Here is a 23,772-nt window from a genome sequence, read left to right as displayed (position 1 = left end):
TTAAGTTTCATCTGCCTTTCCAATATGACCTTGAACTTTGATAATCTGCATTGATCTGAACTAAAACTGATCCATCTTTATCACTTGTAAAGGATAATGAATATCCTGAGTTTTTATGGTTTAGTTTTATAATGTATAGAAAATGGTTATTAGTTTTAAATGATAAGATTCTCTGTTTTGTTTTTAGTTCATTATCTAACCATTGCGGATCTTCTCAAGGTGTATTGTTTTTAATTACTTCATAAATTCTTTTTTAAATGAATCACTAATCTCTACGTTCCTAACTTTACTGTTTCACTCCCTCATCTCTGAGTTTCTCTAATTAATTTTTTTTGTATTTACATTTCGTTCTTTGGAAGCACAAAATATAAAAGAGTTGTGTCTTTACCTCTGGAGCAAAGATGCTATAAAGAAGAATGATGATGCAAGCATATACTCTATAGATTCATAAATTTATATAACTAAAATCATGAATCTATAGATACTAAAACACTGATTTACAATAAAATAAATCTAAATTGATTTCATGTTTTCAATTTCTTTCAGATAGATGGAAAGGGGTGTTCCGGTTCTCTTTTTGAACGCTAAAGTGAAAGCCTGTTCATTATTGTAGCCTAATTCTTCGGCAATAAAAGGCAGCTTATAGGATCTGAATTTCCTGTCGTTAACCAATCTGTTGATGGCATAGTCAATTCTGAGATCATTAAGATAAGTGGCAAAATTTTTCCCTTTGTAGGTATTGATAATTTCAGACAGGTACCTGGAATTGGTCTTGATTTTTTTAGCCAGACTGCCCAATGTAATTCCTTTATTTAAAAACTGTTCTTTGCTTTCAAAGATTTCAAGTTCTTTTAAAATGGTCTGAACAACATCTTCGGAAATTATTTTAGCAGGTTTATCTCCTGTATTTTCGATAGGGAGATCCTGTGATGTTGATTCATCTTGTAATTCATCTTCCTGAACCGCCTTATCTTCGTTGACAGACTGAATTAAATCCTGGGCAATTTTTTTATATTTCTTTTCCGTTCTTTTATACTTAAAATATACATTGATGAAAAGCAGATGAGAGATCAGTAAACAACTGAGAACGATATAAAAAAGATTTTTCCTGCTTTGAAGTTCAGCAATAATGGATTCTTTTTCCTGTTGCAGATTCAGGGCATCATACCGTCTCGGCACTTCCCTGGAGATATATCTGAACTGAGTATCCAGTACCTGATCTATATCTAAAAACCGTTCAACATAATACAACTGTTTTTCCTTGTCATTATTTTCTTTATAATAATGGATAAGATACGTATAGACTTCCTTCAGCTCCGGATAAACAGAACCCGTTTTCAGAACAAGAGAATCAATTTTGGAAAAATATCCTATTGCTTTTTCCTTATTGTGTAAACCTGCATAGGATCTCCCTAAATTTAAAAGCGTATAATTCTGAGCTCTTTTGCTGTACTCCTTTGTTTTGAAAAAAAAGTTTTCACACGGGATCAGATTATGAATAGCCTCATTATATTTTTTCTGCTTTACATAATAATACCCCAGCAATCCCAGGTTCTGGTAACGCCCATAAAGGTTTTTGTTTTTTTCGGAAGAATGTAGCCCTTCCTGAATCAATATATAGGCAGAATCCATTTTATTGATCTCGATATAAGCGTCTGCCAGGTTTAATTTGAGAAGTTGACGCTCTTCCTGATTCATGTAGTCCGCATTGTAAGCGTAATATCTGAGTGTCTTTGCTGTTTCAGCATGTTTTCCGATATAATTATTCAGATAAGCGATACTGACGTTGGCCATGGCAATCTGCCTTTTATTTTTTTTCTCTTTGGCATATTTCAGTCCCAGTATATAATTATTTAACGCTGCCTGAGGATTATCTGACCGAAAATAAAGGTTTCCTCTTAATAAATAGATTCTGGCAGGATAATAATCTTCTTTAGAATTCTTTGTAATGGTCTGTAAACTGTCAAGATATTGTAATGCGACCGGTAAAGGTTTGTCAAAGTGCTGCATGACATATGCTTCGGCAATCCGTGTGTTATTGTCCTCAGATCTGGCTTTTTTAAGGTAATATTCTGTAATTCTTTTACTTCCTGCATCACCGATCCCGGAGTTATAAACCTTCTCTTCCATTTCCTGATAGGTCATTTTCTCAAGAGAGTGGTCATCAACTGTATTTATTTGTGCATACAGCACATTACAAAGAGTCAACAACAGTATCAAAAATTTTATTTTCATCGTAGGTCCTAGCTATCTTACAAAAATATTATTTTAATCAGTACATCACCAACCTTTTAACTTTTCCTTTCATTCAATAGTGACAATTTCATACAAAGAACCTGCAGACTTCAGATTGTGATTTTCACATCTCTGCCATTCTATTGTATTCAGGCTGCCTTTTTTTTAGTATTTTATGAAAAAAGCTACATTGGCAGCATCAGATCAAAAAACTCAAGATCGCTGACCGAATCCGGGAATAGGAAAAAGAATATATTTTTTAATAAAATGTATGAAGAGTCTCTGTAACGGTAAATCAAGTTATTTCACCTGCTGTTTCAAAGAAAAATATCGGAATCATTTCTTTGAAATACAGGAATATCTCTTACCCGCAGTGATTAGGGATAATGAGTAATGGGTAATGGGTAATGAGTAATAAATAATAAAAAATATAGACAGAAAATGCTTATTGCTTATTGCAAATTATTCGTCTTTTTTGGATGGAACCAGAAAAACATCAATAAGTCCTTCAGGAAGTTCCATTTTGATCGTTCTTTCTTCTCTGTCAACATCAAGAATCCAGTCTTTGATCATAGGAATAACCACTTCTTTTCCATCCAGATTGGTGATGAAATACACCTGTGCCGTCTGATCGTTGACGGATCTGATTACTCCACAGTTGTTATCATCCTGGTCAAAAATTTCAAATCCGATGATTTCGTGGTAATAGAATTGCTTACCTGTAAGTTTTGGAAGAGAGGCCAGCGGAAGGTAAACATTTTTTCCTAAAGTCTGGTCTACCATAGCCTCAGAAGAATTTTTGAAGGCAAGGTTCAGAGCATCCAATTTGCTCCATGATGATTTTTCAATAAAAAATGGAACCAATAATCCGTTGATTTCAACGAATATTGATTCCAATTTATTGTAAAGCTCGGGTTGGTCGGTATCCAGTTTAAGGATCACGTTACCCGCAAGTCCATGTCTGCGTGTGATTTTCCCTAAAAAATAGCAATCTTCTTTACGCATAACAGGGGTTTGTTCTTAAGCTTCAGTGTTTTCTTCAGTTTCAGCAGCAGGAGCTTCTCCTTCTGTAGCTTCAGCAACTTCTTCAGCAGGTGCGTTTGCAGCTTCTTCAGCAGCTTTAGCATCAGCTTCAGCTTGTGCAGCAGCAGCGATTCTAGCTTCGTTTACTTTTACTTCAGCTTCTAAAGCAGCTTTCTTAGCATCAGCTTTAGCAGTAGCTAAACCATCTACTTTACCTTGTACTTTAGACTCTTTAGCCTCTACCCAAGCGTTGAATCTCTTCTCAGCTTCAGCTTCGTCAAAAGCACCTTTAGCTACACCACCTTGTAAGTGTTTTTTGTAAAGGGCACCTTTGTAAGAAAGGATAGCTCTAGCAGTATCAGTAGGCTGAGCACCGTTGTTTAACCACTGTACAGCAGAATCAACGTTCAATTCGATAGTTGCCGGGTTAGTAATTGGGTTATAAGTTCCTAGTTTTTCGATGAATCTACCATCTCTTCTTGCTCTAGAATCTGCAACCACGATGTGGAAAAAAGGCTTTCCTTTTTTACCGTGTCTTTGTAATCTGATTTTTACTGACATAATGTTTGAATTTTACGGGAACTCGTCCCAGTTAAATATTTAAGAGTGCAAAGATAGTAAAAAAGTTTGAAGTAAAAAGCTTCAGATAAAAAGTTTTACAAATTCAAATTATTTTTTTCAGAAGCCGGGAACCTGCTTTCGCTACTCGCTTTTTTCTTTTGCAAAGAAAAAGAGCTCAGACAGGCCGCTCAATCAGGGCTATGAATCCAGATTTCCCATATAAAAAAGCCCCAGACACTTCTGGTTTTCTTCAATAGTAAGAGAATCTTTCAGATGATCTACAATTTTAGGAGAGCTCCAGTAGCACCCTACATTATTCGCTGTACAGGTAAGGTACATATTCTGAACCGCCATTGAAGTTGCGGCAATTTCTTCCCATTCAGGAACCATTCCGCTGAAATTGACCACAATGGATACCACAACGTCTGCTTTATTGATTTTAAAACCAATATCATTGTATTTTTTCTCCAGGAAAAGCTGCTCAGGCTGGGTTGCTTTATAGATGACCTGCATTTCTGATGCCAGTTTTGCCTTTTCTTCCCCTTTAAAGATTTTGAAACGCCAAGGCTTTGTTCTTTTATGATTCGGGGCCAGTGTTGCTGAATGTAAAATTTCATCAATCACCTTCTGAGTTATTTCTGTGTCTGTATAATCTTTCGGGAAAATACTTCTTCTCTGCTCTATGATTTCTTTTAAAACTTCTGCTTTATTCATACCTGCAAATTTACAATATGGAATTCAATCTGTTCCATTTAAAATCATTGAAGTTTTCAAAAATTTTCAAGACAAAAGCATCATCCGGTTTTATTACAAAGCTCTTCAATTTCATCAAGTATTCAGTATCGGTTTTCGATTTTTATAAGCTTTATAATTGCTGAAAACAAAAGTCAGCAAAATACCTGCACCCAATAGGATACTCAACCATTTTTCATAGCTATTTCCATTGACAGGATCAAGCATATACAAAGCGATAAAACTTATGGTATATACCATTCCGGCAATGATCCAAACAGGTTCCGGATCAGGATATTCCTTTACTGTACTTGCTTTATTATAATTGAAAACCGGAAGCAGCTTGTGTTTGTCCCAGATCAGTAATATAAGGACCGCAGCCATCATTAAAGAGGTTATGATCCAGGTTCCTTTGAATGAAAGACTGATCGTAATGATCCAGATATTGGTTAATATCGTCAAAAACATCAATGCACCCAGCGTGGCATAGCGTTGTGTCATCAGTAAAACTCCTGCAGTGATCTGAGCCAGACCCAGGAAATTCCAGTAAAATCCGGATTGGTAGAGAGCATCAAAGAAATAGCCTATCGGATTATCTGTTGAGAGTATTGTAAATCTGTTCCCCATGAGCTTTACCAGCCCTGATGGAAAAAATGCAAAACCCACCAGATAACGGAGGTGAATAATTATCCATTGATTGAGTCTGCCGGTTCTTAATTTTTCAAATTTCATGTATTGGTGATGGTTTACGGTATTAGTTGCTCACCATGGGTTAATCGTTACAGATTGAGTTTCTTATCAAGCCAGTTGAACTTATTTTCCTTTTATCAATACATAGTATCAGAGCTATTTACAGTACCTCCACTATTTTCTGATGAATTTTATTCAGGGTAAATTCATCTCCGGATTTCATTCCCATCATCTTTTTGGCCATCGGACTTTCAGGGGAAATGGCATAGAAACGGTCACCTTCAAAGAAGAACTCACCTAATGAAACTGAAATATAAAAACGGGCTTTATTGGTAATCACCAGTGATCCCAGCTGCACTCTTTCCGTAGCGGTATTGAGAACTTTTGCCATATTCCGTCTCAGATCATTCAATGCTCCGAGCTGACGCTGCATCTGATAGATTTCTTCCTGCATCTCTTCTCTCATGCTGTCATATTTCGGAGTTTTTTTGATGTCACGGCTGGCTTCCAGAGTAAATTCGATAAAATTTTTAAGTTTCTCAATTTTCTCTGCAATGGTGGTTTTTACAAAATCCCTGATATCACTTTTTTCAAATACAATCTTCTCCATACAATCGATTCTTTATATAAAGATAATATTTTTAGAATAATAATTTATATTTTCGTCACTTCATAAAAAAACTAATGATCCATAGAATTTTAAATCAGTTTTCCCGCAAAGGAAGAATTACCAGAGGGCAGTATGTTATTTCCCTTATTATCTTTTACGTATTGGTTTATCCTTTAACGTTGATTGAAAAACATTACGAACTATCAGAAGACGGAAAAGGAATTGTAGGACTCTTTATGATTCCCTTTATTATTTTTATTTTACTGAAAGGAGCAAGAAGGTGCCATGACAGAGGTAACAGCGGATTGTATCAGTTCATTCCGGGTTATTTTTTCTTTATGGTATTTGGCGGCAGTGATTATGGAGTCAATAAATATGGCCCCAATCCGAAAGGTGAAGGTAATGACACCTTCAATACTACTAAAGATGACTTTCAGAATGCAGTAATGAGTAATATGCTGCACAGCCACCAATGCAGACATTGCGGACATCAGCACTGCAACTGTAGTAAAAGAAGATAATCTGTTTCATTCAGCAAAACCTGTTTCCAATAAAAAAGACTGCCTTCAAAGCAGTCTTTCTGTTAATAAGTTCAGGAAATATTTTTTATTTCTCCGCAATTTTCTTGAGATCATTCAATCCCTGACCGAACATTTTATCCATATTACTGTTCATCATAGGCTTCATTACTTTCATCATGGGGGTCAGTTCGTTATCAATCATCCAGGTTACTTTTGTTCCGCTTCCTTCAGGTGTCAGTATAAAATTACATTTAGCCATTCCTTCAAACGGTTTAATGAAATGAAGCTGGGTACCTAGCTTTTCATTCGGGACGATCTCGGTAATCGATTGCTCTCCTTCACTGTCATCTCCTTTCCAATGATAGGAATCCCCGATTTTATCTCCTTCTCCGGAATAAGTGACAGAAAAGTTCTTTATTTCTTTAGAAAAAGGATCCCATGTATTGTATGCTTTTAAAGAGCCTACATGCTGCCATACTTTCTCTTTAGGAGCATTGATGACAATGGATTTTTCATAATGATAATCTTTGCTGAAAGCCAGCATGGCAATTACTGCATATATTACCACCAGCAGAATGATGGCACCAATGATTTTTAAGAGTGTTTTCATAGTCTATTTTATTTAAGGTTGTATTTAAAATGATCAATATATCGATATCTGTTTTCAAAATTAAATATTCCTGCATCACTCCCACTTTCCATATGACAAGATTATATAAAGATAAGGTATTTTTGTCACACCCTGATATTCGGGCATTATTTTTGAGCATTTCAGTTGTGATTCCCGCTGAATCATTAAATTTACCTTATATAAAAATTGAAAAATGAATATTTTAACAGAGAAATTCAATACACCATACCACTCAGCACCATTCAATACTATTAAAAATGAAGATTATCTTCCGGCTTTTAAGGAACTGATTCAACAGTCGGAAGCAGAAATTGATGCTATTGTCAACAATCCTGAAGCACCCACTTTTGAAAACGTGATTGAGGCTCTGGCTTATTCCGGAGAGCAGCTGGACATTGTATCCAATATATTCTTCAACCTGAATTCTGCAGAAACCAGTGACGAGATCCAGCAGATCGCACAGGAAGTATCTCCGATCCTGACAGAATATTCTTCAAAAATCTCTCAGAACGAAGCCCTTTTCAGTAAAATCAAAAAAGTATATGATGAAAAGGAAAAATATAACCTCAATGAAGAGCAGCAAATGCTTCTGAATGAAACATATAAAGGCTTTGTAAGAAGCGGTGCCTTACTGAATGAAGAGGATAAAGAAAAATTAAAGAACATCAGCATGGATCTTTCTTTAAAATCTTTACAGTTCGGACAGAATGTACTGGCCTCTACGAACGCTTATTTTAAACATATCACCCATAAGGAAGACCTTGCAGGAATTCCTGAAGCCATCATTGAGCAATATACTGAGGAAGCTAAAGAAAGAAATCTTGAAGGCTGGGTAATAACTTTACAATATCCAAGCTACATCCCGTTCATGACCTATGCTGAAAACCGTGAACTGAGAAAGGAACTTGCACTGGCCAACGGTAAAAAATCTTTTGACGGCGGGGAATATGACAATCAGAATATGATCAGGGAACTTCTCAATTTAAAACAACAAAAAGCAGTTCTTTTAGGATATAAAGATTATGCAGATTTTGTTCTTGAGGAAAGAATGGCCAAGTCTCCCGTAAAAGTTTTTGATTTCCTGAATGAGCTTTTAACAAAGGCAAAACCTTATGCTGATAAAGAAATTGAAGAATTAAAATCCCTGGCAAAAGCTGACGGCATTGAAGATATGCAAAGCTATGACCACGCCTTCTATGCTGAAAAGCTTCGTAAGCAAAAATTTGACCTTAATGATGAGGAGCTGAAACCTTATTTCCCTTTGAATCAGGTACAGGATGCCGTTTTCGGACTGGCAGGAAAACTTTTCGGATTGACTTTTGAAGAAAGAAATGATATTCCGAAATACCACGAAGAGGTAAAAGTTTATGAGGTAAAAGAGAACGGAACTTACAAAGCCCTGCTGTATGTAGATTATTTCCCAAGAAAAGGAAAAAGGGCCGGTGCATGGATGACCAGCTATAAAAATCAGTACAAGCAGAACGGTGAAAATTCACGTCCGCATATTTCTATTGTTTGTAACTTCAGCAAGCCGACAAAAGATACACCTAGTTTACTGACCTTCCAGGAAGTAACTACCCTCTTCCATGAGTTTGGACATGCTCTTCACGGAATGTTGGCTGACACTCAGTATCCTACACTTTCCGGAACTTCTGTAAAATGGGATTTTGTGGAGCTTCCGTCTCAGTTCCTGGAAAACTTCTGCTATGAGCCTGAGTTCTTAAAAACTTTTGCCAAGCATTATAAAACGGGAGAAGTTCTTCCTGACGAAAAAATTGAAAAGATCGAGCAGTCTAAAAACTTTATGGAAGGCTACCAGACTCTGAGACAATTGGGCTTCGGGCTTCTGGATATGAATTACCATACAAAAGTTGGTGAACTGGATAACGAAAGTGTAAAAGACTTTGAGGATAAATATACCAAAGCTACTGCGCTTTATCCTACCAATCCGGAAACAGCAATGAGCCCCAGTTTTTCTCATATTTTCCAGGGTGGCTATTCTGCAGGATATTATTCTTACAAATGGGCGGAAGTATTGGATGCCGATGCATTCCAGTATTTTAAAGAAAACGGAATCTTCAATCCGGAAATTGCTGCAAAGTATAAAGTACTGCTTTCTTCAGGAGGAACCAAAGACCCTATGGAACTCTATAAAAACTTCAGAGGAAGCGAGCCTAAAGTGGAGAGTTTGTTGAAAAGAGCTTTTGGATAAAATACATTCAGATATACTTTAAAACAAATGAACAGCATATCGCAAAGACTTGAAAACGTTAAAAAGCTTCAGGCTAAAAGGTGGCAGAATGAAGACCACTGGGATACTTTAAATGATCTTCTGATTAAAGAATTGGATGAAATTTTACTTATCGAACCCGAAAATACTTCTGCACTCATCAATATTGGCGCCATTTACTCGGATATGGGAGAAAATGAGAAAGCTCTGGAATATTTAAAAACGGCTTTAAAATTAGGCTCTGAGGATAAAAATCTTTTTGTAAACCTGACTATTGTTATGATTTATATGGAAAAGCATCAGTCGGAATATTTAGAGTATCTTGAAGAAGTGGAGGATAAAGTGGAGAGCCCTCTTACCTTTAAAGCGCACTTTGAACCGCAATCCCGTTAAGAGCTTTCGGATAATTTTTTTTAAATGATAACAGAAAACATAAATAAACTGGCAGCAGCTTTTAATGAATCATTAAAAGCTGCTCTTGACAATATTGATACCGAAACTATCGATAAAATATTGGACAACAGGGATTCTTCCACATTTTCAGATGTGTCGATGGAAGCCTATAAGGTTGTTGAAGATAAAGTAACGGATGAAGAAACCGAAGACAAAATCAGTGACATCCGGAAAGAGATTTTTGTCTCTATATTCAAATCTACAGGATCATCCGATTTACCTGCTTATATTTCCGATGATTTCGGACTGATCTGTTCTTATTATATTCACGGTATTGAAAATAAATGGGTAACCAACTTACTTTTTACCTATCTTCATCATCAGATTCCCCAGGGAGAGCTGGTGCAAACGGATAAAACGATGGGAGAACTTGTATTTTTGAATGCCATATAGAAATCTTCAAACAAATTAATAGTGAAGGACAATAATAAAATATACAAAGAAGAAAAAATAATAGACTTACTTTCTAGTATGAGAAGTTATTTTTTTGATTTAGAGTTTTTAAATGAAGAAGAAAAACTCAACAATTATCAATATAATTCTAATCCTATTCATTACGAAAAAAAAGCTGATATAGAAGAAAAGTTTAGAGATGAAGCTTGGCAATTATATAATTTATGTACTGTATATTTTGAATCATTAAATCTGAAAGAATATTTAGCTTCCTTTAAAAAGGATATGATTAAACAGCTTGAGGAGTCATTATTTGAAAATAAATATAGTAATGAGGATACAATACCTTATAGTATTACAGTGAGTAAATTTTCAAAATATTTAGTTCCTTTTGAATTTAGTCAAGGTTCTTATATAGATAGACTACTTAAACAAGCAGGTATAATATATTTAGAAAACATTCTAAGAAACACTCAGTCAATCCTTAATAAAATTGGAGCTAGACCTGAGTCAGAAACAAGTTTATATAATGAAGTAAAATTTGTAATTGAATCAACTTTCTCTAAAAGCTTAAGTCCTACTTCTGGATTTTTTAAATGCTTTAAAAACTATAATCCTGATATTTTAATTCCGGACCTCCAAGTAGCTATTGAATACAAATATGCAAAATCAGAAAGTGCTCTTAAAAGCCAAATTGACCAAGTTATAAGTGATATAAAAGGCTATACTGGAAATATCAATTATAAAATTTTTTATGCTGTATTTTATGTTACAAAAGATTTTTGGGGTGCACCAAGATTTGAGGAAGCAATTAAAGAAATGGATTTCCCTATAAATTGGAAATGCATATATATAGTTGGTAACTAATATTTCTAATGCTTATTATACAACAGCTTTACCAAACCCTGGATCAACGCCGCCGTCCCGAAGACGTCGCAGAAATGATCGTTGAGTTGATGAAAGGCCAGCTAGCTATTCATGAACTGGCAACTTTGAGCAAGGCTGCGAACCGTTCGCTGAAGAACAGTGTCTATGGGTATACTTCAATGCTTGAAACATTTGGAAAAGCAGTGGGTGCCGAAAAGCAGATCAAAAAGGCCGTTGAAATCTTCAGGATCAGTGAAAAAGAAAGTTCCTATCATACGGCAGCCGGAATTGAAACATTTCTGAATGAAGTTTCTCCCCTCATTCACAAGGATGTCGGACAAAATGATTTCAGAAGTGACCGTCTGAATAAAGATCTGAGAAAACTGGCCGGACTGGATATTTCCAAACGGAATTACAATAAAAAATGGAGACTTTTGAAACGGATCGAAATAAGACTTCAAAAGTTCATTCATGAATCAAAAAAGCTTGAGCTGCAGAAAATTGCCAAACACGGGCTTACCCATACTATAAGTTTTGAAGAGTTCAGCAAAGATCTGAATACGGCTTGCTTTATTGCGTATTTCAATGCCCGAAGCAACCTCAGAAGTGTTTTTACTAATCAGAGTCAGGACAGACCTTTTGACGAAATATGTGAAATGCTGTTCAACAGATGTAAGCAAAGCCCTGATACTACAAACTGGTCAGCGATTTCTTACAGCTATTCGGACAAAGAAGTATTACAGCATCTTACCGATGAACAAAAAGGGAAGCTATTAGGCAAATGGACTTTTATTCTTGAAGAAGTTTCAGTCTTCCTGGAAGCGCTTTGGAATGAAAATGACATTTACCGGAAAACAATGGCAGTAAAGAAAGGCAACGATTCCACAACCTGGAACAACACAGCCGGCGCCTGGAATAAAGCCAGAGACAACTGGATGAATCTGATCTATGCCCTGGGAATGGAATTTATTCTTGATGACGTATGTTTCGGAAAAGTAATGCGCCTGATGGCGGCAGATGTCATTGCATGGCACTTATCTACCGGAGGAAAGATCGATCCCAACACAGAAGTCTGGAATATTGTACCTTTGCCATGGGAAGTTTTTCAGGAAAAAGCTTTCTGTAACAAGGAAATGATTGTCAGCGCCTGCAAAGAATCAGGTATTGATCCTGAAAAATCAGGTTGGATTGCCCCTCGCCCTCACGGAGTAAGCCAGTACAAGCCAACTCCGGAACTGGTACATGGAGTAACCGTCTCCAATCCGTTTCTGGCTAAGATTTTAAGACAAAACAAATATTTTTCAGGAAAACTCTGAAAAGAAAATAAAAGGATAGGTTAGTTCAGTGGTAGAACATCTGGCTCTTTAACCGGATTGACGCAGGTTCGAGCCCTGCACCTATCCTGATTTCTGATATAGCTCAGTGGCAGAGCACCCGGCTCTTGGACCGGGAGGACACAGGTTCGAGCCCTGTTATCAGACCAACAGAAAATAAAACTATTTTGAAGAAAACGTACTTCCTTTATGCCCTTCCCTTCCTGTTCTTTTTAAACTGTAAAAATGAAAAGAAAGATTCAATTGCTGAGACGAAAGCTCCTGAAATGAATCAGGTAGAAAAAACAGATTCTTTGGTCACGACAAGAATTGATTCTGCCCAGGTTCCGAAAACGTTGAAATATAAAGGAAACTTTAAAGACGGATTCCGATGGAAGGATAAAACAGGAGAATATATGGTGGTTACTTCTGAAACAGGTGTTTACATCAATGAAAACTTTACCCATGAAAATGATGGTAGCGATGCTGAAGTTTTTGCCCATTGCTATTCTCTGGAAAATAACCGGCAAATATGGAAGGTGAATGACTTTATCAAAGACTGTATGGTAGATATTGATGCTGCATTTAAGAAAAATTCTTTAAAGGTAACTGATCTTGATAAAAACGGTATTGCTGAAATCTGGGTGATGTATGAAATGGCCTGTAAAGGGGATATAAGCCCTTCAGATTTAAAGCTCATCATGTACGAAGGAAAACAAAAGTTTGCCATGCGCGGAGAAACAAAAATACGGTCCGGAATGGAGGATCAGGGTAAGCCCGTATTTGAAGGCGGAACTTATACCTTTGACAAAGCTTTTCAGCAGGGGCCAAAAGTATTCAGGGATTATGCTGAAAAGCTCTGGGCTGAACACGTTCAGGATTAATTCATTGATTCATTATTTTTCATTACATTTGATTAATAACCTTAAAAATTTACATCATGTTTTTAGCTGTTGTACTTCCCTTCCTATCTTTTATCGTTAGAGGAAAAGTGCTTACCGGAATTATCTGCTTTTTTTTACAGATCACTTTGATCGGCTGGCTTCCGGCGGCTATCTGGGCTGTTATGTCCTTAAATAATGAAAGAGCTAACAGACGCAACGAAGATCTGATCCGTGCAGTACGTGAAAGTCAGAAGTAAAACTATTTTCAATCCAGATACAATCCTTTATGCAAGTAAAGGATTTTTTGTTTTTAAAGGGATTTGATTTATTTTGATAATCGTAAATTTATAATTGTAAATCTTCTGTATCATGAAAGAAAATAAATACGACAACCCGTCATTTTTTGACCAGTATGAAAAAATGCTCCGGTCACAACTGGGGCTTGAAGGTGCCGGAGAATGGCATGCCCTGAGAACTATGCTGCCGGATTTTAAAGGAAAGAAAGTTCTTGATCTCGGTTGCGGATTTGGGTGGCATTGTCGCTATGCGATAGAAAACGGAGCGGCATCCGTTGTTGGAATCGATCTTTCAGAAAGAATGCTGGCCAGAGCTGCAGAAATTAACAGTCTGGAGGGTATACAGTATGAAAGAAAAGCTTTGGAAGATGTGGATTATCCTGATGAGCAGTTTGATCTTGTCCTGAGTTCACTGACTTTACATTATATAGAGTCATTTGATGCCCTGGCCCAAAATATTCATCGATGGCTGGCTACCGGAGGGCATTTTGTGTTTTCCGTGGAACATCCAGTGTTTACGGCTGAAGGCGGACAGGACTGGGTCTATGATAAAAACGGGGAGAAAACATGCTGGCCCGTTGACCGTTATTTTCTTGAAGGAAAAAGAAACACCACATTTCTGGGTGAAAATGTAATCAAGTACCACAGAACCCTGACTTCTTATTTAAATACCTTATTAAAACAGGGCTTCAGAATCAAAGAAATTATCGAACCTCAGCCAGGGCCGGAAATGCTGAAGGAAATTCCAGAGATGAAAGAAGAACTCCGACGCCCGATGATGTTACTTATCTCTGCAGAAAAATAACTTTTATTGAAATACAGAAGAGTGCCATTATAAAAATTTCAATATCAAATGCAAACCATTATTGGTAAGGTTTCTCTGATGGTATCTGCTTTAATAATCATCTTAATATTTTAATAATGAATATTCTTCGTTATCATTAACAATATAAATCATTACATTGTATAACATAGTAATTAAAATAAATTATATCTTTGCATAACAAAGTAAAAAATATGATTTTAAAAAAACTGACAACCGCCCTTATTGTACTTCCATTTTTTTTCAGCACAATGGATGCACAGCAACTTACCAAAAGCTATGAAAAAAAAATAGACAGCCTGATCCGGACTGAATTTGGAAATAAAAATGAACCTGGAGGAGTTTTTATGATTACCCGGAAAGGTAAAAGTATTTACAAAAAGGCCTTTGGAAAAGCAAATCTGGAACTTGATACTGATATGACCACAGACCAGGTTTTCCAGATAGGTTCTATGACCAAACAGTTTACAGCTGTGGCTATTTTAATGCTGGAACAACAGGGGAAACTGAACGTGAATGATCCTGTTTCAAAATACAGTAAAGATTATCCGAACGGTGATAAAATTACGATTCATCATTTGCTCACCCATACTTCAGGAATAAAAGATTTCACCAAAATGAAAGCGCTTTCTTCCATTGCTCAAAAAGACATGAAGCCTGAGGCAATGGTAGATTTTTTCAAAAACGAACCCGTTGATTTTGCCCCGGGTGAAAAGTTTGATTACAACAATTCGGGGTACGTAGTGCTCGGTTATATTATAGAGCTCGTTTCCGGGGATACCTATGAGAATTTCATTCAAAAAAATATTTTTGACAAGGCAGGAATGACTCATTCCTATTATGCTTCTGACAGAAAGGTTATTCCTAAAAGAGCCTATGGTTATCATAAAAAAGAACAGGGATTTGTCAATAGGACAGTTATCAGTTTCAGTATTCCTTATTCTTCCGGCTCATTGATGTCTACAGTGGATGATCTTTGGAAATGGCAAAAGGCTTTAAATCAGAATCTCCTGCTCAATCCTGTGGAAACCCAAAAAGCCTTTCAGAAATATAAACTGAATAGCGGTGAAGAATTTACCTATGGATACGGATGGCATCTGAAAGAAATGAATGGAGCTCCGGACCGTGAACATGGCGGAAGTGTCTTTGGTTTCAAAAGTATGGGTGTTTATATTCCCGGTGAAGATATTTACGTGATAGGCCTCAGTAACTGTGATTGCCACTCTCCTACTGAAATCACCAGAAATATCGCCAAAATAACGCTGAATGAGTTAAAAACCCCGGAAAAAAGCCTTAAGAAATAACTGTTTTTTATCTTAAGCACAGTAAGCACAACGCTTATCTCAGGTTTTTCTTTTAGGCAATACATTATCCGGGACCCTGAAAACGGCAACGATTACAAAAAGCAGGCAGAGCACATTAACCAGTACAGCAATGGAAAAGGCATGATGATAATGTACGGTTAAAGGCTGACCACCGAGAACATAATAAAAGATACCACCTACAGCTACAATACCAATGATGGCTGCAATCTGCTGGAAGGTATTGTAAACGCCTGATGCATTTCCTGTCAGTTTTTCAGACATCCCGGATAACGCAATATTGGCCAGTGAAGGAATAACAGCACCTACTCCCAATCCATGTAAAAATAACAGCAGGCAAAACATATAAAAGTCGTTGGATATCCTGAAAAAAAAGACCTGGAGAACAAGAACAGTAATAATGACTATAAGCCCGGCTATAAGGGCGTTTTTCCCATATTTTAAAATCAGCTGTACTGAAAATACTGATGCCAGTATAAATCCCAGCCCCTGAAAAACAATGATTTCACCGGCCATCAGCGGGCTGATCTTTAATCCATCCTGAAAAAATACGGACAGAATATAAAAATAAGAATCCAGCATTATGAAAAAGAAAGAAACAGCGATGATACCCAGATTGAAATTTTTATAACTGAAAAGTTCAAAATCAATCAGATAAGACCCGTCTTTTTTCATCTTATTTTTCTGATTTTTCACAAAGTACATTAATATTCCCGCTGAAACAGTCATTATGATTCCATTTTGAAGATCCATTCCCTTTTCCTCAGAAGCTGTCAATGCATAAGTGATAAGGAAAAGTCCAGCTGAAAGTACAAGAACGCCCCAAATATCAAAAGTTTTTCGGGTATTCATAGTGGATTCTTCCAACTGCCTGAAACTGCATAAAATAGCGATCACACAAATAGGAATGTTGATCAGGAAAATAAACCTCCAAGGTTCGTCCCATCCTTTTAATGAAGAAAAATATCCTCCCAGAAACTGCCCCAGAATCGTTCCTATTCCAATGGTGATTCCGTACCAGCCCATAGCTTTCGTCCGTTCTTCATGCACAGGAAATAAAATCTGGATCATAGAAAGCACCTGTGGAGCCATCATTGCTGCGCTGATCCCCTGTATGAGTCTTGAAATCACCAGCTGAACAGCTCCCGAAGAAATTCCACAAGCCAGGGAACTAAGCATAAAGAATAGTAACCCTGAAATGAAGATCTTTTTCCGGCCGTATAAATCCCCCAGCCTTCCTCCCGTAATCAGAAAAGAAGCAAAACCTATAAGATAAGCTGCAATCATAAACTGCATGGCCCCGTTGGAAGCCCGAAGATCACGCTGTATAGAAGGTATGGATACATTAATAATAAAAATATCCATAATGGTCAGCAACTGACCAAAAAGGATTACAATCAATGTCAGATATTTATATTTCATTTTTATATAGATATATCTATTTTTAAAGAATTAAAAAAATTAAGGTAACAAGCCCTTAACAATTTTTTTTACCTGATCAAAAGAATCATTCTGCTTATTAATCGTTGAGGTCACAACAGCCCCTTCAATCAATAGAAAAATATTTTCTGTCATAGAATCCGTGTCCTGTTGCGGTTTATCTGCACAGTATTCTTCAACCAATGCCCTGATCAGACCTTTTTGTTTTGCTTTGTGCGCTTTCACAAAGGCAGAAACAGAAGGATTAGTCTCTCCGGTTTCGGAAGTAATTTTGATAAAATGACATCCTGCAAACTTTGAGGTCTGCTGTAATTTTTTACGGTAATCAACCAGGGCAAGTAGTTTTTCCCCAGGATCTGAAATTTTAGCCATACTGTTTTCAAAACCTTCCAGCCATTCAGATTCCTCTTTTACAAGATAAGCCTGCATAAGATCAGTCTTGGAAGAAAAATGATTGTACAATGAACCGATAGCAATATCCGCCTCTGCAATGATCTGATTAATCCCGGTAGAATTATAGCCTTGTCTGTAAAACAGATCTGAAGCTACTCTGATGATCCTTTCCCGTACTTTTTCTTTTTTCATTTCAATTTTTTTACAAAGCTATATAAAAAATAGATAAGTCTATATATTTTTGAAAATAAAAATAAATATCGTCTTACAATTACTGCCGTGAAGGATCTACTGAATTCATAAAATCCTATTGTTTATTTTGAATCCCGGTCAATGATCTGGAACGTGCAGAAAAATCTTATACCGTGATTTTTCAGTTTTATCTTCCTGCACTCCGACTTTCAATCCAATAATCAATTTCTCTCAACGCCAGCTATTTCTTCCACACGCATTACCATTCAATACATAATATTTTTTTGATAAGCATACTGTATATTTTGTACCTTTAATTACCATTTCATAAAAATTATTTGGTCAATAACTATGGCAGAAGAACTTTATTTCATCAAAACCAACCCTAATATTGCCAAAATTAATTTGTACAATAAGCTCAGTCGTGAAGAAGAAAATATACTGAGTTTCCTTCAGCCTGATGCCAGAGCGCAACTTGAAATCATTAAAGATAAAGTAAAAGATTCTGTGGAAGAACTTACGCAGGAAGAGCTTCTCATGATTTTCTCATGGTTCAGCAATGCTTACCGTTCCGATCGTGAAGAAGTCAAAACACAGCTGTTCATTAACGGTATAGATGTTTTTTATGAAATTCCTTCTGTGGATCATGCAGAAAATTTTCTGCAGATTCTTTCTCATTACGAAAAGCTCTCCCGCCAGCATCTGGACTATATTGTTGATGCCCAGCACTTCAATCAGTTTGTGATCTATGGCATTTTTTTCACAGAAATCATGAACAGGGACCAGGGAAATGAAAATATTCTTTCTGATTTTCTAAAACCGGATTACCCGTCTTTATATCTGTTGGCAGAAAACCAGCTTAGCTCGGCAGATTTTGATGACAAAGTAATTCCCGGTCTGCAACATCATTTTACCGATCTTTATGACCTTACCAAATTTTACAAAGGATCTATAATACAGCTTGAACATCAATAAAAACGACTGTAATTTCTCCCCGTAAACCCGGAAGTCCTCCTCTATCAATTTTACGATTTTATTCAGTTCATTGTCAATATTCTGAACTCATAGCATGATTTTCCAAATGATGAACTGCTGTAAATTCTTTCGGATTAATTTTTTATTTTTTCAAAAATGATGTAATAGGTTCATCAAAATAGTTGTCTTGTATAAAACTAAAGTATGAACCGAAAGATTATTTTTCTTTTAAGTCTGATTTCTTCCCCATTCATTTTCGCACAAAGTGTAGAAGGTGTCATTACTGATAAAGACAATAAGCCGGTATCGGAAACTGAAGTTCTGATTACCAGGAATGACACAAAATTTTCTGCCATTACAGATGAAAAAGGGCTATTCAGAATTCCTTTAAAAGAAAACGGAGATTATCTGCTTGAAATTATAAAAGACGGAGTAAAAACCAGCAGTGAAAAAATTACGGTCAGCGGACCTTACAAAAAAGATATACAGATCAAAGAAGCTCCTGTAGCTGAGCAAAAGATAGAAGGAGTAACTGTTACAGCAAAGAAAAAATTATTCGAGAGAAAAGTAGACCGCCTGGTCTTCAATGTGGAGAATTCTGTAGCTTCCCAGGGAATTGATGCTATGGAAGCCCTCGCCAAGACACCGATGGTAAAAACCAGTGATGATGCGATAAGTATCGCCGGAAAGAGTAATGTAGCCGTAATGATCAATGACAGGCTTTTGAATCTGAACGGGCAGGAACTTATCAATTATCTGAAGACACTCCGTTCCGATGATATTCTTAAAATTGAAGTGATTACCACTCCTCCGGCCAGATATGATGCTGAGGGGAAAAGCGGGCTGATCAATATTATTCTTAAGAAAAACACCAATCTGGGCTGGAACGGATCTCTTCAGACCTCCGGAAATTATTTCTGGGGAAAACCAACGGTATCTTCAAGAAGTGGTGCAACATTTAATTATCAGGGAGAAAAACTTTCTCTGAGTACCAATTTATCTTTGGGTGATAACTACTGGTATTACACAACTTATAATTATCTGACAGGAACTACCAATAATAATTACTGGAACAGAGACAGCCAAAACCTGAATAACTACAAGTATAAAGGCGGAAATGTAAAAGCGGAATACAAGATCAATGATAAAAACCTGATCGGCATCAATTACAACTATTCTCACAGCAATCCTTTGGAAAAAGGAGAAAGTACTTCAAAAAGGTTCAATGAGGAAGGGTTACTGAACATTGTATCCAATTTCAGAAACCGAAACAGCAGAGATGTTCATAATGCAACAGCTTTTTATGAGGCTAAATTAGACAGCATGGGAGGCAAACTGAACCTTACCGCCAATATGATGCTTAATAATTCCGATGCAAGGAATTTTTCCAATACGATTACTTCAGAGACCATTTCTACGATGGCCAATCCGATCAGCAAATACAGAATTTATTCCGGGCAGGCAGATCTGGAAAAAACGTTTGGAAAAGTAAAAACAGAATCCGGGCTGAAGTACACCAAAATAAAAAATGATTCCGAGTTTAATTTTTTTACGATCAATAACGGACAATATGATCTGAATACTGACAGAACCAATACTTTCTTTTATAACGAGGAAAACTATGCGGCATATGTCTCCACCAATTTTAAGATCAGTGAAAAGTGGGATGCAAAAGCAGGACTCCGCTATGAATATACTACCCTGGAAGGCATTTCAATGAATGACAATACCTCTGCCAGGATCAGGTATGGTAAATTCTTTCCAACTGTCTATATCAGCTATAAGCCTAATGAAAACAATTCCTTTTCACTGAACTATTCCCGTAGAATTTCCCGTCCGTATTTCGGGAACCTGAATCCTTTCAAATATTATACATCGGAATATGAATATTCTACAGGAAACCCATATTTACTGCCTTCCTTCTCTGACAATTTTGAATTGGGGTATGTCTTAAACAACAATCTTAATTTCACTTTATACTACAATTACAACAAAGACAACTGGGACAGAATCCAGATGGTGGATGGCAACTACCGGTATACCGTTGCTAAAAATTTCTATAATGAGGATCAGGCCGGAATCAACATCAGTTACAATTATAATAAACTGAAATGGCTGGAATCCACCATTTTTGTCAACGGATTCTATTCCAAATCAAAATCTTATGATCCTGCTATTTCACCGGCACCGGCAGGCTACAGTGCCAATATGAATATTGATAATAATTTCTTCCTGAATAAAGAAAAAACAGTAACCTTTATGCTGGGCCTCTGGGGTAGTCTTCCCAACAGAAATGGAAATACATACTATTACACCAGCGCTTCACTGTACACAGGGATGAAACTGGCTTTTATGGATAAAAAGCTGCTGCTGAACGTCTATCTGAACGACATCCTGAATACCAACCGGGAGAAAGGCATTGAATATTATCCCAATTACAATATAGATTATCAATATAAGGGAATTACAAGGAACGTTTATCTTTCGCTTACTTACAAATTCGGGAACAATAATGTAAAGGGAGCTACCAAACAGGTGAAATTTGAAGAATCCAACAGAGCAGGTGGCGGTAACTAAGTTTACTGAATTATTTAGAGAACCAGGATAAAAACTATAACGCCGGCCGGCAGACTCTTCTTACGATGTGGAGCTGCCGGCCTTTTTATTTTTTAAATCTGTCAGGTTACTTTTAATTCTGAAAAAATAATACAACAGCCCTCCTGCTCCATAAGCCAGGGCGTCCAAAAGATCTCCTGTAAATACTTTGGATAGTTTCGGGCAGATTATTTCAAATAAAAAGGCCAGGTACAAGGTGGAAGTCAATACGAATTTCAGATCCGGTTTCCAGTGATATCCAAGTACAGCATTCATAATATATTCTATCAGGTAACAATACATGGGAACCGTAATGAAATCAGTAAAATGATCATTGATGACAGGAATATAAATACCGTTGCGCCTCAGCAGCATAATACCGGCCCAGGCTGCCAATCCCAATAAAAACCAAGATGAAATCTTTTTTTTCATCACATATGCAGCACCGCCATTATAAAACCGATAACAATCTGCAATACCTTGGCCGCAATATCCTGAATGTCAGTATTATTTTCAGTAGTTTTTTTACCTGCTGATTCATAATCAAACTTTTGCTTTCCTTCCATTGTAAAACAATTTAATGATACAAATATACCAAAATTAGAACAAATGTTCTAATTTTACAAATATGATTTATCACCATTCTTATTATTCTTATATTTGAGCAATGAGCACGAAAGAAAAGATACTGTCCAAAGCCCTCGAACTTTTTAACGAAAAAGGATATAATACCATTACCACAAGACATATTGCGGCTGAGCTGAACATCAGTGCCGGAAACCTGCATTATCATTTCAGACACTCGGAAGACATCATCAAAATCCTTTTTGCAGATCTTACCCTGAAGATGGATGATTTGCTGAACCACATGAAAAAAGCAGAAAGTAAAACGCTTGAAGACTTGTACCAGTTTACACGTTCCACCTGTAAGATTTTTTATTCTTACCGTTTTATATTTATCAGCTTTGTAGATATTTTGAAGAATATTCCTGAAATAGAGTCGAAGTATGAAGGCATTAATTTTAGCCGGAAAGAAGAGTTTCAACTGATCTTTTCAGGTCTGCAGAAGAATGATGTTTTTCAAAAGGATATTCCTTCTTTTGTGGTCGACTGCCTTACTGAGCAAATTTTCATCCTCGCCGATAACTGGCTTACTCACAACAGGCTCATCCTGAAACTTGATCAGCAACAGGCTATCAATCATTATACACTTCTCCAGATGAATCTCTTCTATCCTCTTCTCAACAAAGAACAGCAAAAACTTTATGAGCACCGATACATTAAATAATTCCACAATCAGCATCAGAAAGGGCACTTTAAATGATCTGCCTGCCATGCAGAAGCTTTTTACAGATACAATACAAGTTATCTGTAAAAAGGATTATAATCAGGCACAGCGCAATGCCTGGAGTGCAGGGGCAGACAATGAAGAAAGATGGATGAATGTCATCAAAGGTCAATATGTTCTGATTGCTGAAACAGAAAACCAGATCGTGGGATTTAGTACTCTTGATCAGGGAAATTATATTGACCTTCTGTTTGTACATCAAGAGTATCAGCATCAGGGGATTGCTTCTCTATTATATGCAAAAATGGAAGAAGAAGCGCTAAGGCATGGTCAAAAGCAGCTTACGGCAGACGTTAGCAAAACCGCCAGACCATTTTTTGAAAAAGCCGGCTTTCAGATGCTGAAAGAGCAGACCGTCAATGTAAAAGGAGTTGATCTCACCAATTATAAAATGGTAAAAAACCTTACGCTCTGACCTATGGAACTGCAAACGGAATACAATCATTTTAGAATTTCAGTTCCTCAGGAATTTGAAAATATTTTCACCCATTTTTATTTTGCTGAAAATAATTCCGGTGTACCTGTCACTCAAACCCTGTTACCCACTTATCAGACTATTTTACTGTTCTGTTTTGGAGAAGGTGTATCTATGATTACAAGAGATAATACAATAATCAATGTTGATCAATGTATGGTTTTCGGACCGGTAAGGCAGGCTTTTGAGTATACCCTTCCAGCAGGGACTTCCATTGTAGTCGCCAATTTTAAAAATGATGCATTCTTTCGCTTTTTCGGAAAGGCAACGGTTGAAAATAGGGTAAAGCATCCTGATGACCTTTTGACAGAAAACTGTTTTACCAACCTTTGGTATCAACTGAAAGAAATAAATCTCCCTATTGAGCAGGTAAGTTATATTTTAGAATTCTGTCGCCCTTATCTTAAGCATCAGGACAACACAAGCCAGCTTCTGAGCAGTTTTGAAAGTGACCTTTTAAATCCTGTAAAGGTAATTGCAGAGCAAACCCGGCAGACAGAAAGAAACATCCAGCGTAAACAGAAAGAGCAGTTCGGGTATTCTTTGAAAGAGCTTACCCGCTACAACCGTTTTTTAAAAGCTATACAAACCATTGAAACGGAATCCGGAAAACCGGGCAAAATCGAATGGTTTACTATAATTGATCATTGCGGTTACTATGATCAGAGCCAGCTCATCCATGATTTCAAACATTTTTTAAATATTTCTCCTTCACAATATATAAAATTCCAGCAGGAGATCTGCAATCCGAGATCAGAGTAATCATTTCG

General features: G+C 36.7%; 26 protein-coding genes and 2 tRNA genes. 17 read left to right on the top strand and 11 right to left on the bottom strand.

Annotated elements, in window-relative coordinates:
* Positions 1-513: 513 nt before the first annotated feature.
* From ACTJJF_RS10150 to ACTJJF_RS10125, 6 genes are all read right to left on the bottom strand, one after another.
* Positions 514-2,235: a helix-turn-helix domain-containing protein gene (locus tag ACTJJF_RS10150; protein ID WP_440699577.1), complete on the bottom strand. Its 1,722-nt coding sequence runs from the start codon at positions 2,233-2,235 to the stop codon at positions 514-516.
* A 462-nt stretch (positions 2,236-2,697) separates the two neighbouring features.
* On the bottom strand, positions 2,698-3,240 hold the full coding sequence (gene rimM, locus ACTJJF_RS10145; protein ID WP_440699576.1) for a ribosome maturation factor RimM: 543 nt from the start codon (positions 3,238-3,240) through the stop codon (positions 2,698-2,700).
* A 15-nt stretch (positions 3,241-3,255) separates the two neighbouring features.
* Positions 3,256-3,819, bottom strand: a complete 564-nt coding sequence (locus tag ACTJJF_RS10140) for a 30S ribosomal protein S16 (RefSeq protein WP_065399028.1) — start codon at positions 3,817-3,819, stop codon at positions 3,256-3,258.
* Positions 3,820-4,017: 198 nt separating this feature from the next.
* Positions 4,018-4,533 (bottom strand): nitroreductase family protein, encoded by a 516-nt coding sequence (locus tag ACTJJF_RS10135; RefSeq protein WP_440699575.1) that lies wholly within the window; start codon positions 4,531-4,533, stop codon positions 4,018-4,020.
* 114 nt (positions 4,534-4,647) lie between these two features.
* Positions 4,648-5,283 carry a DoxX family membrane protein gene (locus ACTJJF_RS10130; RefSeq protein WP_440699574.1) on the bottom strand — a complete coding sequence of 212 codons (636 nt, stop codon included), beginning with the start codon at positions 5,281-5,283 and terminating at the stop codon, positions 4,648-4,650.
* A gap of 118 nt (positions 5,284-5,401) precedes the next feature.
* The gene (locus ACTJJF_RS10125) at positions 5,402-5,851 is read right to left on the bottom strand and encodes a hypothetical protein (RefSeq protein WP_312304370.1); all 450 of its coding nucleotides are present in this window, start codon (positions 5,849-5,851) and stop codon (positions 5,402-5,404) included.
* Between the two features lie 74 nt (positions 5,852-5,925).
* On the opposite strand from ACTJJF_RS10125, the gene ACTJJF_RS10120 reads away from it, so the two are divergent.
* Entirely contained in the window at positions 5,926-6,372 is a 447-nt protein-coding gene (locus tag ACTJJF_RS10120; protein ID WP_440699573.1) for a DUF805 domain-containing protein, read from the top strand.
* Positions 6,373-6,457: 85 nt separating this feature from the next.
* Here the strand turns inward: ACTJJF_RS10120 and ACTJJF_RS10115 are convergent, their stop codons facing one another.
* On the bottom strand, positions 6,458-6,982 hold the full coding sequence (locus ACTJJF_RS10115; protein ID WP_312304375.1) for an SRPBCC family protein: 525 nt from the start codon (positions 6,980-6,982) through the stop codon (positions 6,458-6,460).
* A 214-nt stretch (positions 6,983-7,196) separates the two neighbouring features.
* Here ACTJJF_RS10115 and ACTJJF_RS10110 point away from each other — a divergent pair, with 214 nt between their 5' ends.
* From ACTJJF_RS10110 to ACTJJF_RS10060, 11 genes are all read left to right on the top strand, one after another.
* Positions 7,197-9,215 (top strand): M3 family metallopeptidase, encoded by a 2,019-nt coding sequence (locus ACTJJF_RS10110; protein WP_440699572.1) that lies wholly within the window; start codon positions 7,197-7,199, stop codon positions 9,213-9,215.
* A 27-nt stretch (positions 9,216-9,242) separates the two neighbouring features.
* A complete protein-coding gene (locus ACTJJF_RS10105; protein ID WP_312304380.1) occupies positions 9,243-9,626 on the top strand; it encodes a tetratricopeptide repeat protein in 384 nt (127 codons plus the stop codon).
* 24 nt (positions 9,627-9,650) lie between these two features.
* Complete coding sequence (locus ACTJJF_RS10100) at positions 9,651-10,079, top strand: hypothetical protein (protein WP_440699571.1); 429 nt, start codon at positions 9,651-9,653, stop codon at positions 10,077-10,079.
* A 21-nt stretch (positions 10,080-10,100) separates the two neighbouring features.
* Complete coding sequence (locus ACTJJF_RS10095; RefSeq protein ID WP_312304385.1) at positions 10,101-10,946, top strand: hypothetical protein; 846 nt, start codon at positions 10,101-10,103, stop codon at positions 10,944-10,946.
* An 8-nt stretch (positions 10,947-10,954) separates the two neighbouring features.
* Positions 10,955-12,262 (top strand): hypothetical protein, encoded by a 1,308-nt coding sequence (locus ACTJJF_RS10090; RefSeq protein ID WP_440699570.1) that lies wholly within the window; start codon positions 10,955-10,957, stop codon positions 12,260-12,262.
* Positions 12,263-12,275: 13 nt separating this feature from the next.
* Positions 12,276-12,350 (top strand) — tRNA-Lys (locus ACTJJF_RS10085).
* Positions 12,351-12,354: 4 nt separating this feature from the next.
* A tRNA-Lys gene (locus ACTJJF_RS10080) sits at positions 12,355-12,427 on the top strand.
* Between the two features lie 20 nt (positions 12,428-12,447).
* Positions 12,448-13,143: a M949_RS01915 family surface polysaccharide biosynthesis protein gene (locus ACTJJF_RS10075; RefSeq protein WP_440699569.1), complete on the top strand. Its 696-nt coding sequence runs from the start codon at positions 12,448-12,450 to the stop codon at positions 13,141-13,143.
* A gap of 56 nt (positions 13,144-13,199) precedes the next feature.
* The gene (locus tag ACTJJF_RS10070) at positions 13,200-13,400 is read left to right on the top strand and encodes a YqaE/Pmp3 family membrane protein (protein ID WP_312304392.1); all 201 of its coding nucleotides are present in this window, start codon (positions 13,200-13,202) and stop codon (positions 13,398-13,400) included.
* A gap of 112 nt (positions 13,401-13,512) precedes the next feature.
* The gene (locus ACTJJF_RS10065; RefSeq protein WP_440699568.1) at positions 13,513-14,244 is read left to right on the top strand and encodes a class I SAM-dependent methyltransferase; all 732 of its coding nucleotides are present in this window, start codon (positions 13,513-13,515) and stop codon (positions 14,242-14,244) included.
* A 212-nt stretch (positions 14,245-14,456) separates the two neighbouring features.
* A complete protein-coding gene (locus ACTJJF_RS10060) occupies positions 14,457-15,566 on the top strand; it encodes a serine hydrolase domain-containing protein (protein ID WP_312304397.1) in 1,110 nt (369 codons plus the stop codon).
* A gap of 39 nt (positions 15,567-15,605) precedes the next feature.
* On the opposite strand, the gene ACTJJF_RS10055 is transcribed toward ACTJJF_RS10060, so the two are convergent.
* On the bottom strand, positions 15,606-17,006 hold the full coding sequence (locus ACTJJF_RS10055; RefSeq protein WP_440699567.1) for an MFS transporter: 1,401 nt from the start codon (positions 17,004-17,006) through the stop codon (positions 15,606-15,608).
* Positions 17,007-17,045: 39 nt separating this feature from the next.
* Entirely contained in the window at positions 17,046-17,609 is a 564-nt protein-coding gene (locus ACTJJF_RS10050) for a TetR/AcrR family transcriptional regulator (RefSeq protein WP_440699566.1), read from the bottom strand.
* Positions 17,610-17,960: 351 nt separating this feature from the next.
* Here ACTJJF_RS10050 and ACTJJF_RS10045 point away from each other — a divergent pair, with 351 nt between their 5' ends.
* Positions 17,961-18,584, top strand: a complete 624-nt coding sequence (locus ACTJJF_RS10045) for a hypothetical protein (protein WP_440699565.1) — start codon at positions 17,961-17,963, stop codon at positions 18,582-18,584.
* Positions 18,585-18,788: 204 nt separating this feature from the next.
* Positions 18,789-21,161, top strand: a complete 2,373-nt coding sequence (locus ACTJJF_RS10040; RefSeq protein WP_440699564.1) for a TonB-dependent receptor domain-containing protein — start codon at positions 18,789-18,791, stop codon at positions 21,159-21,161.
* 60 nt (positions 21,162-21,221) lie between these two features.
* Here ACTJJF_RS10040 and ACTJJF_RS10035 read toward each other — a convergent pair whose 3' ends face one another.
* Together ACTJJF_RS10035 and ACTJJF_RS10030 are read right to left on the bottom strand one after the other, a co-directional pair.
* Positions 21,222-21,611 carry a hypothetical protein gene (locus ACTJJF_RS10035; protein WP_440699563.1) on the bottom strand — a complete coding sequence of 130 codons (390 nt, stop codon included), beginning with the start codon at positions 21,609-21,611 and terminating at the stop codon, positions 21,222-21,224.
* On the bottom strand, positions 21,611-21,745 hold the full coding sequence (locus ACTJJF_RS10030) for a hypothetical protein (protein ID WP_440699562.1): 135 nt from the start codon (positions 21,743-21,745) through the stop codon (positions 21,611-21,613). The genes ACTJJF_RS10035 and ACTJJF_RS10030 overlap by 1 nt, the downstream gene beginning before the upstream one ends.
* Positions 21,746-21,846: 101 nt before the next feature.
* Between ACTJJF_RS10030 and ACTJJF_RS10025 the strand changes: the two genes are divergently transcribed.
* The 3 genes from ACTJJF_RS10025 to ACTJJF_RS10015 are packed head-to-tail and all read left to right on the top strand — an operon-like array spanning position 21,847 to position 23,764.
* Complete coding sequence (locus ACTJJF_RS10025) at positions 21,847-22,467, top strand: TetR/AcrR family transcriptional regulator (protein WP_440699561.1); 621 nt, start codon at positions 21,847-21,849, stop codon at positions 22,465-22,467.
* Positions 22,445-22,942, top strand: coding sequence for a GNAT family N-acetyltransferase (locus ACTJJF_RS10020; RefSeq protein ID WP_440699560.1), 498 nt, complete (start codon positions 22,445-22,447; stop codon positions 22,940-22,942). The genes ACTJJF_RS10025 and ACTJJF_RS10020 overlap by 23 nt, the downstream gene beginning before the upstream one ends.
* A 3-nt stretch (positions 22,943-22,945) precedes the next feature.
* Positions 22,946-23,764: a helix-turn-helix domain-containing protein gene (locus ACTJJF_RS10015; protein ID WP_440699559.1), complete on the top strand. Its 819-nt coding sequence runs from the start codon at positions 22,946-22,948 to the stop codon at positions 23,762-23,764.
* The last annotated feature ends 8 nt before the right edge of the window (positions 23,765-23,772 follow it).

It is taken from the genome of Chryseobacterium sp. 22458 (assembly GCF_052044975.1).
Classification (GTDB): domain Bacteria; phylum Bacteroidota; class Bacteroidia; order Flavobacteriales; family Weeksellaceae; genus Chryseobacterium.
Note: the sequence above shows the minus strand (reverse complement) of the source record. Positions and strands in the feature narration are given on the sequence as shown.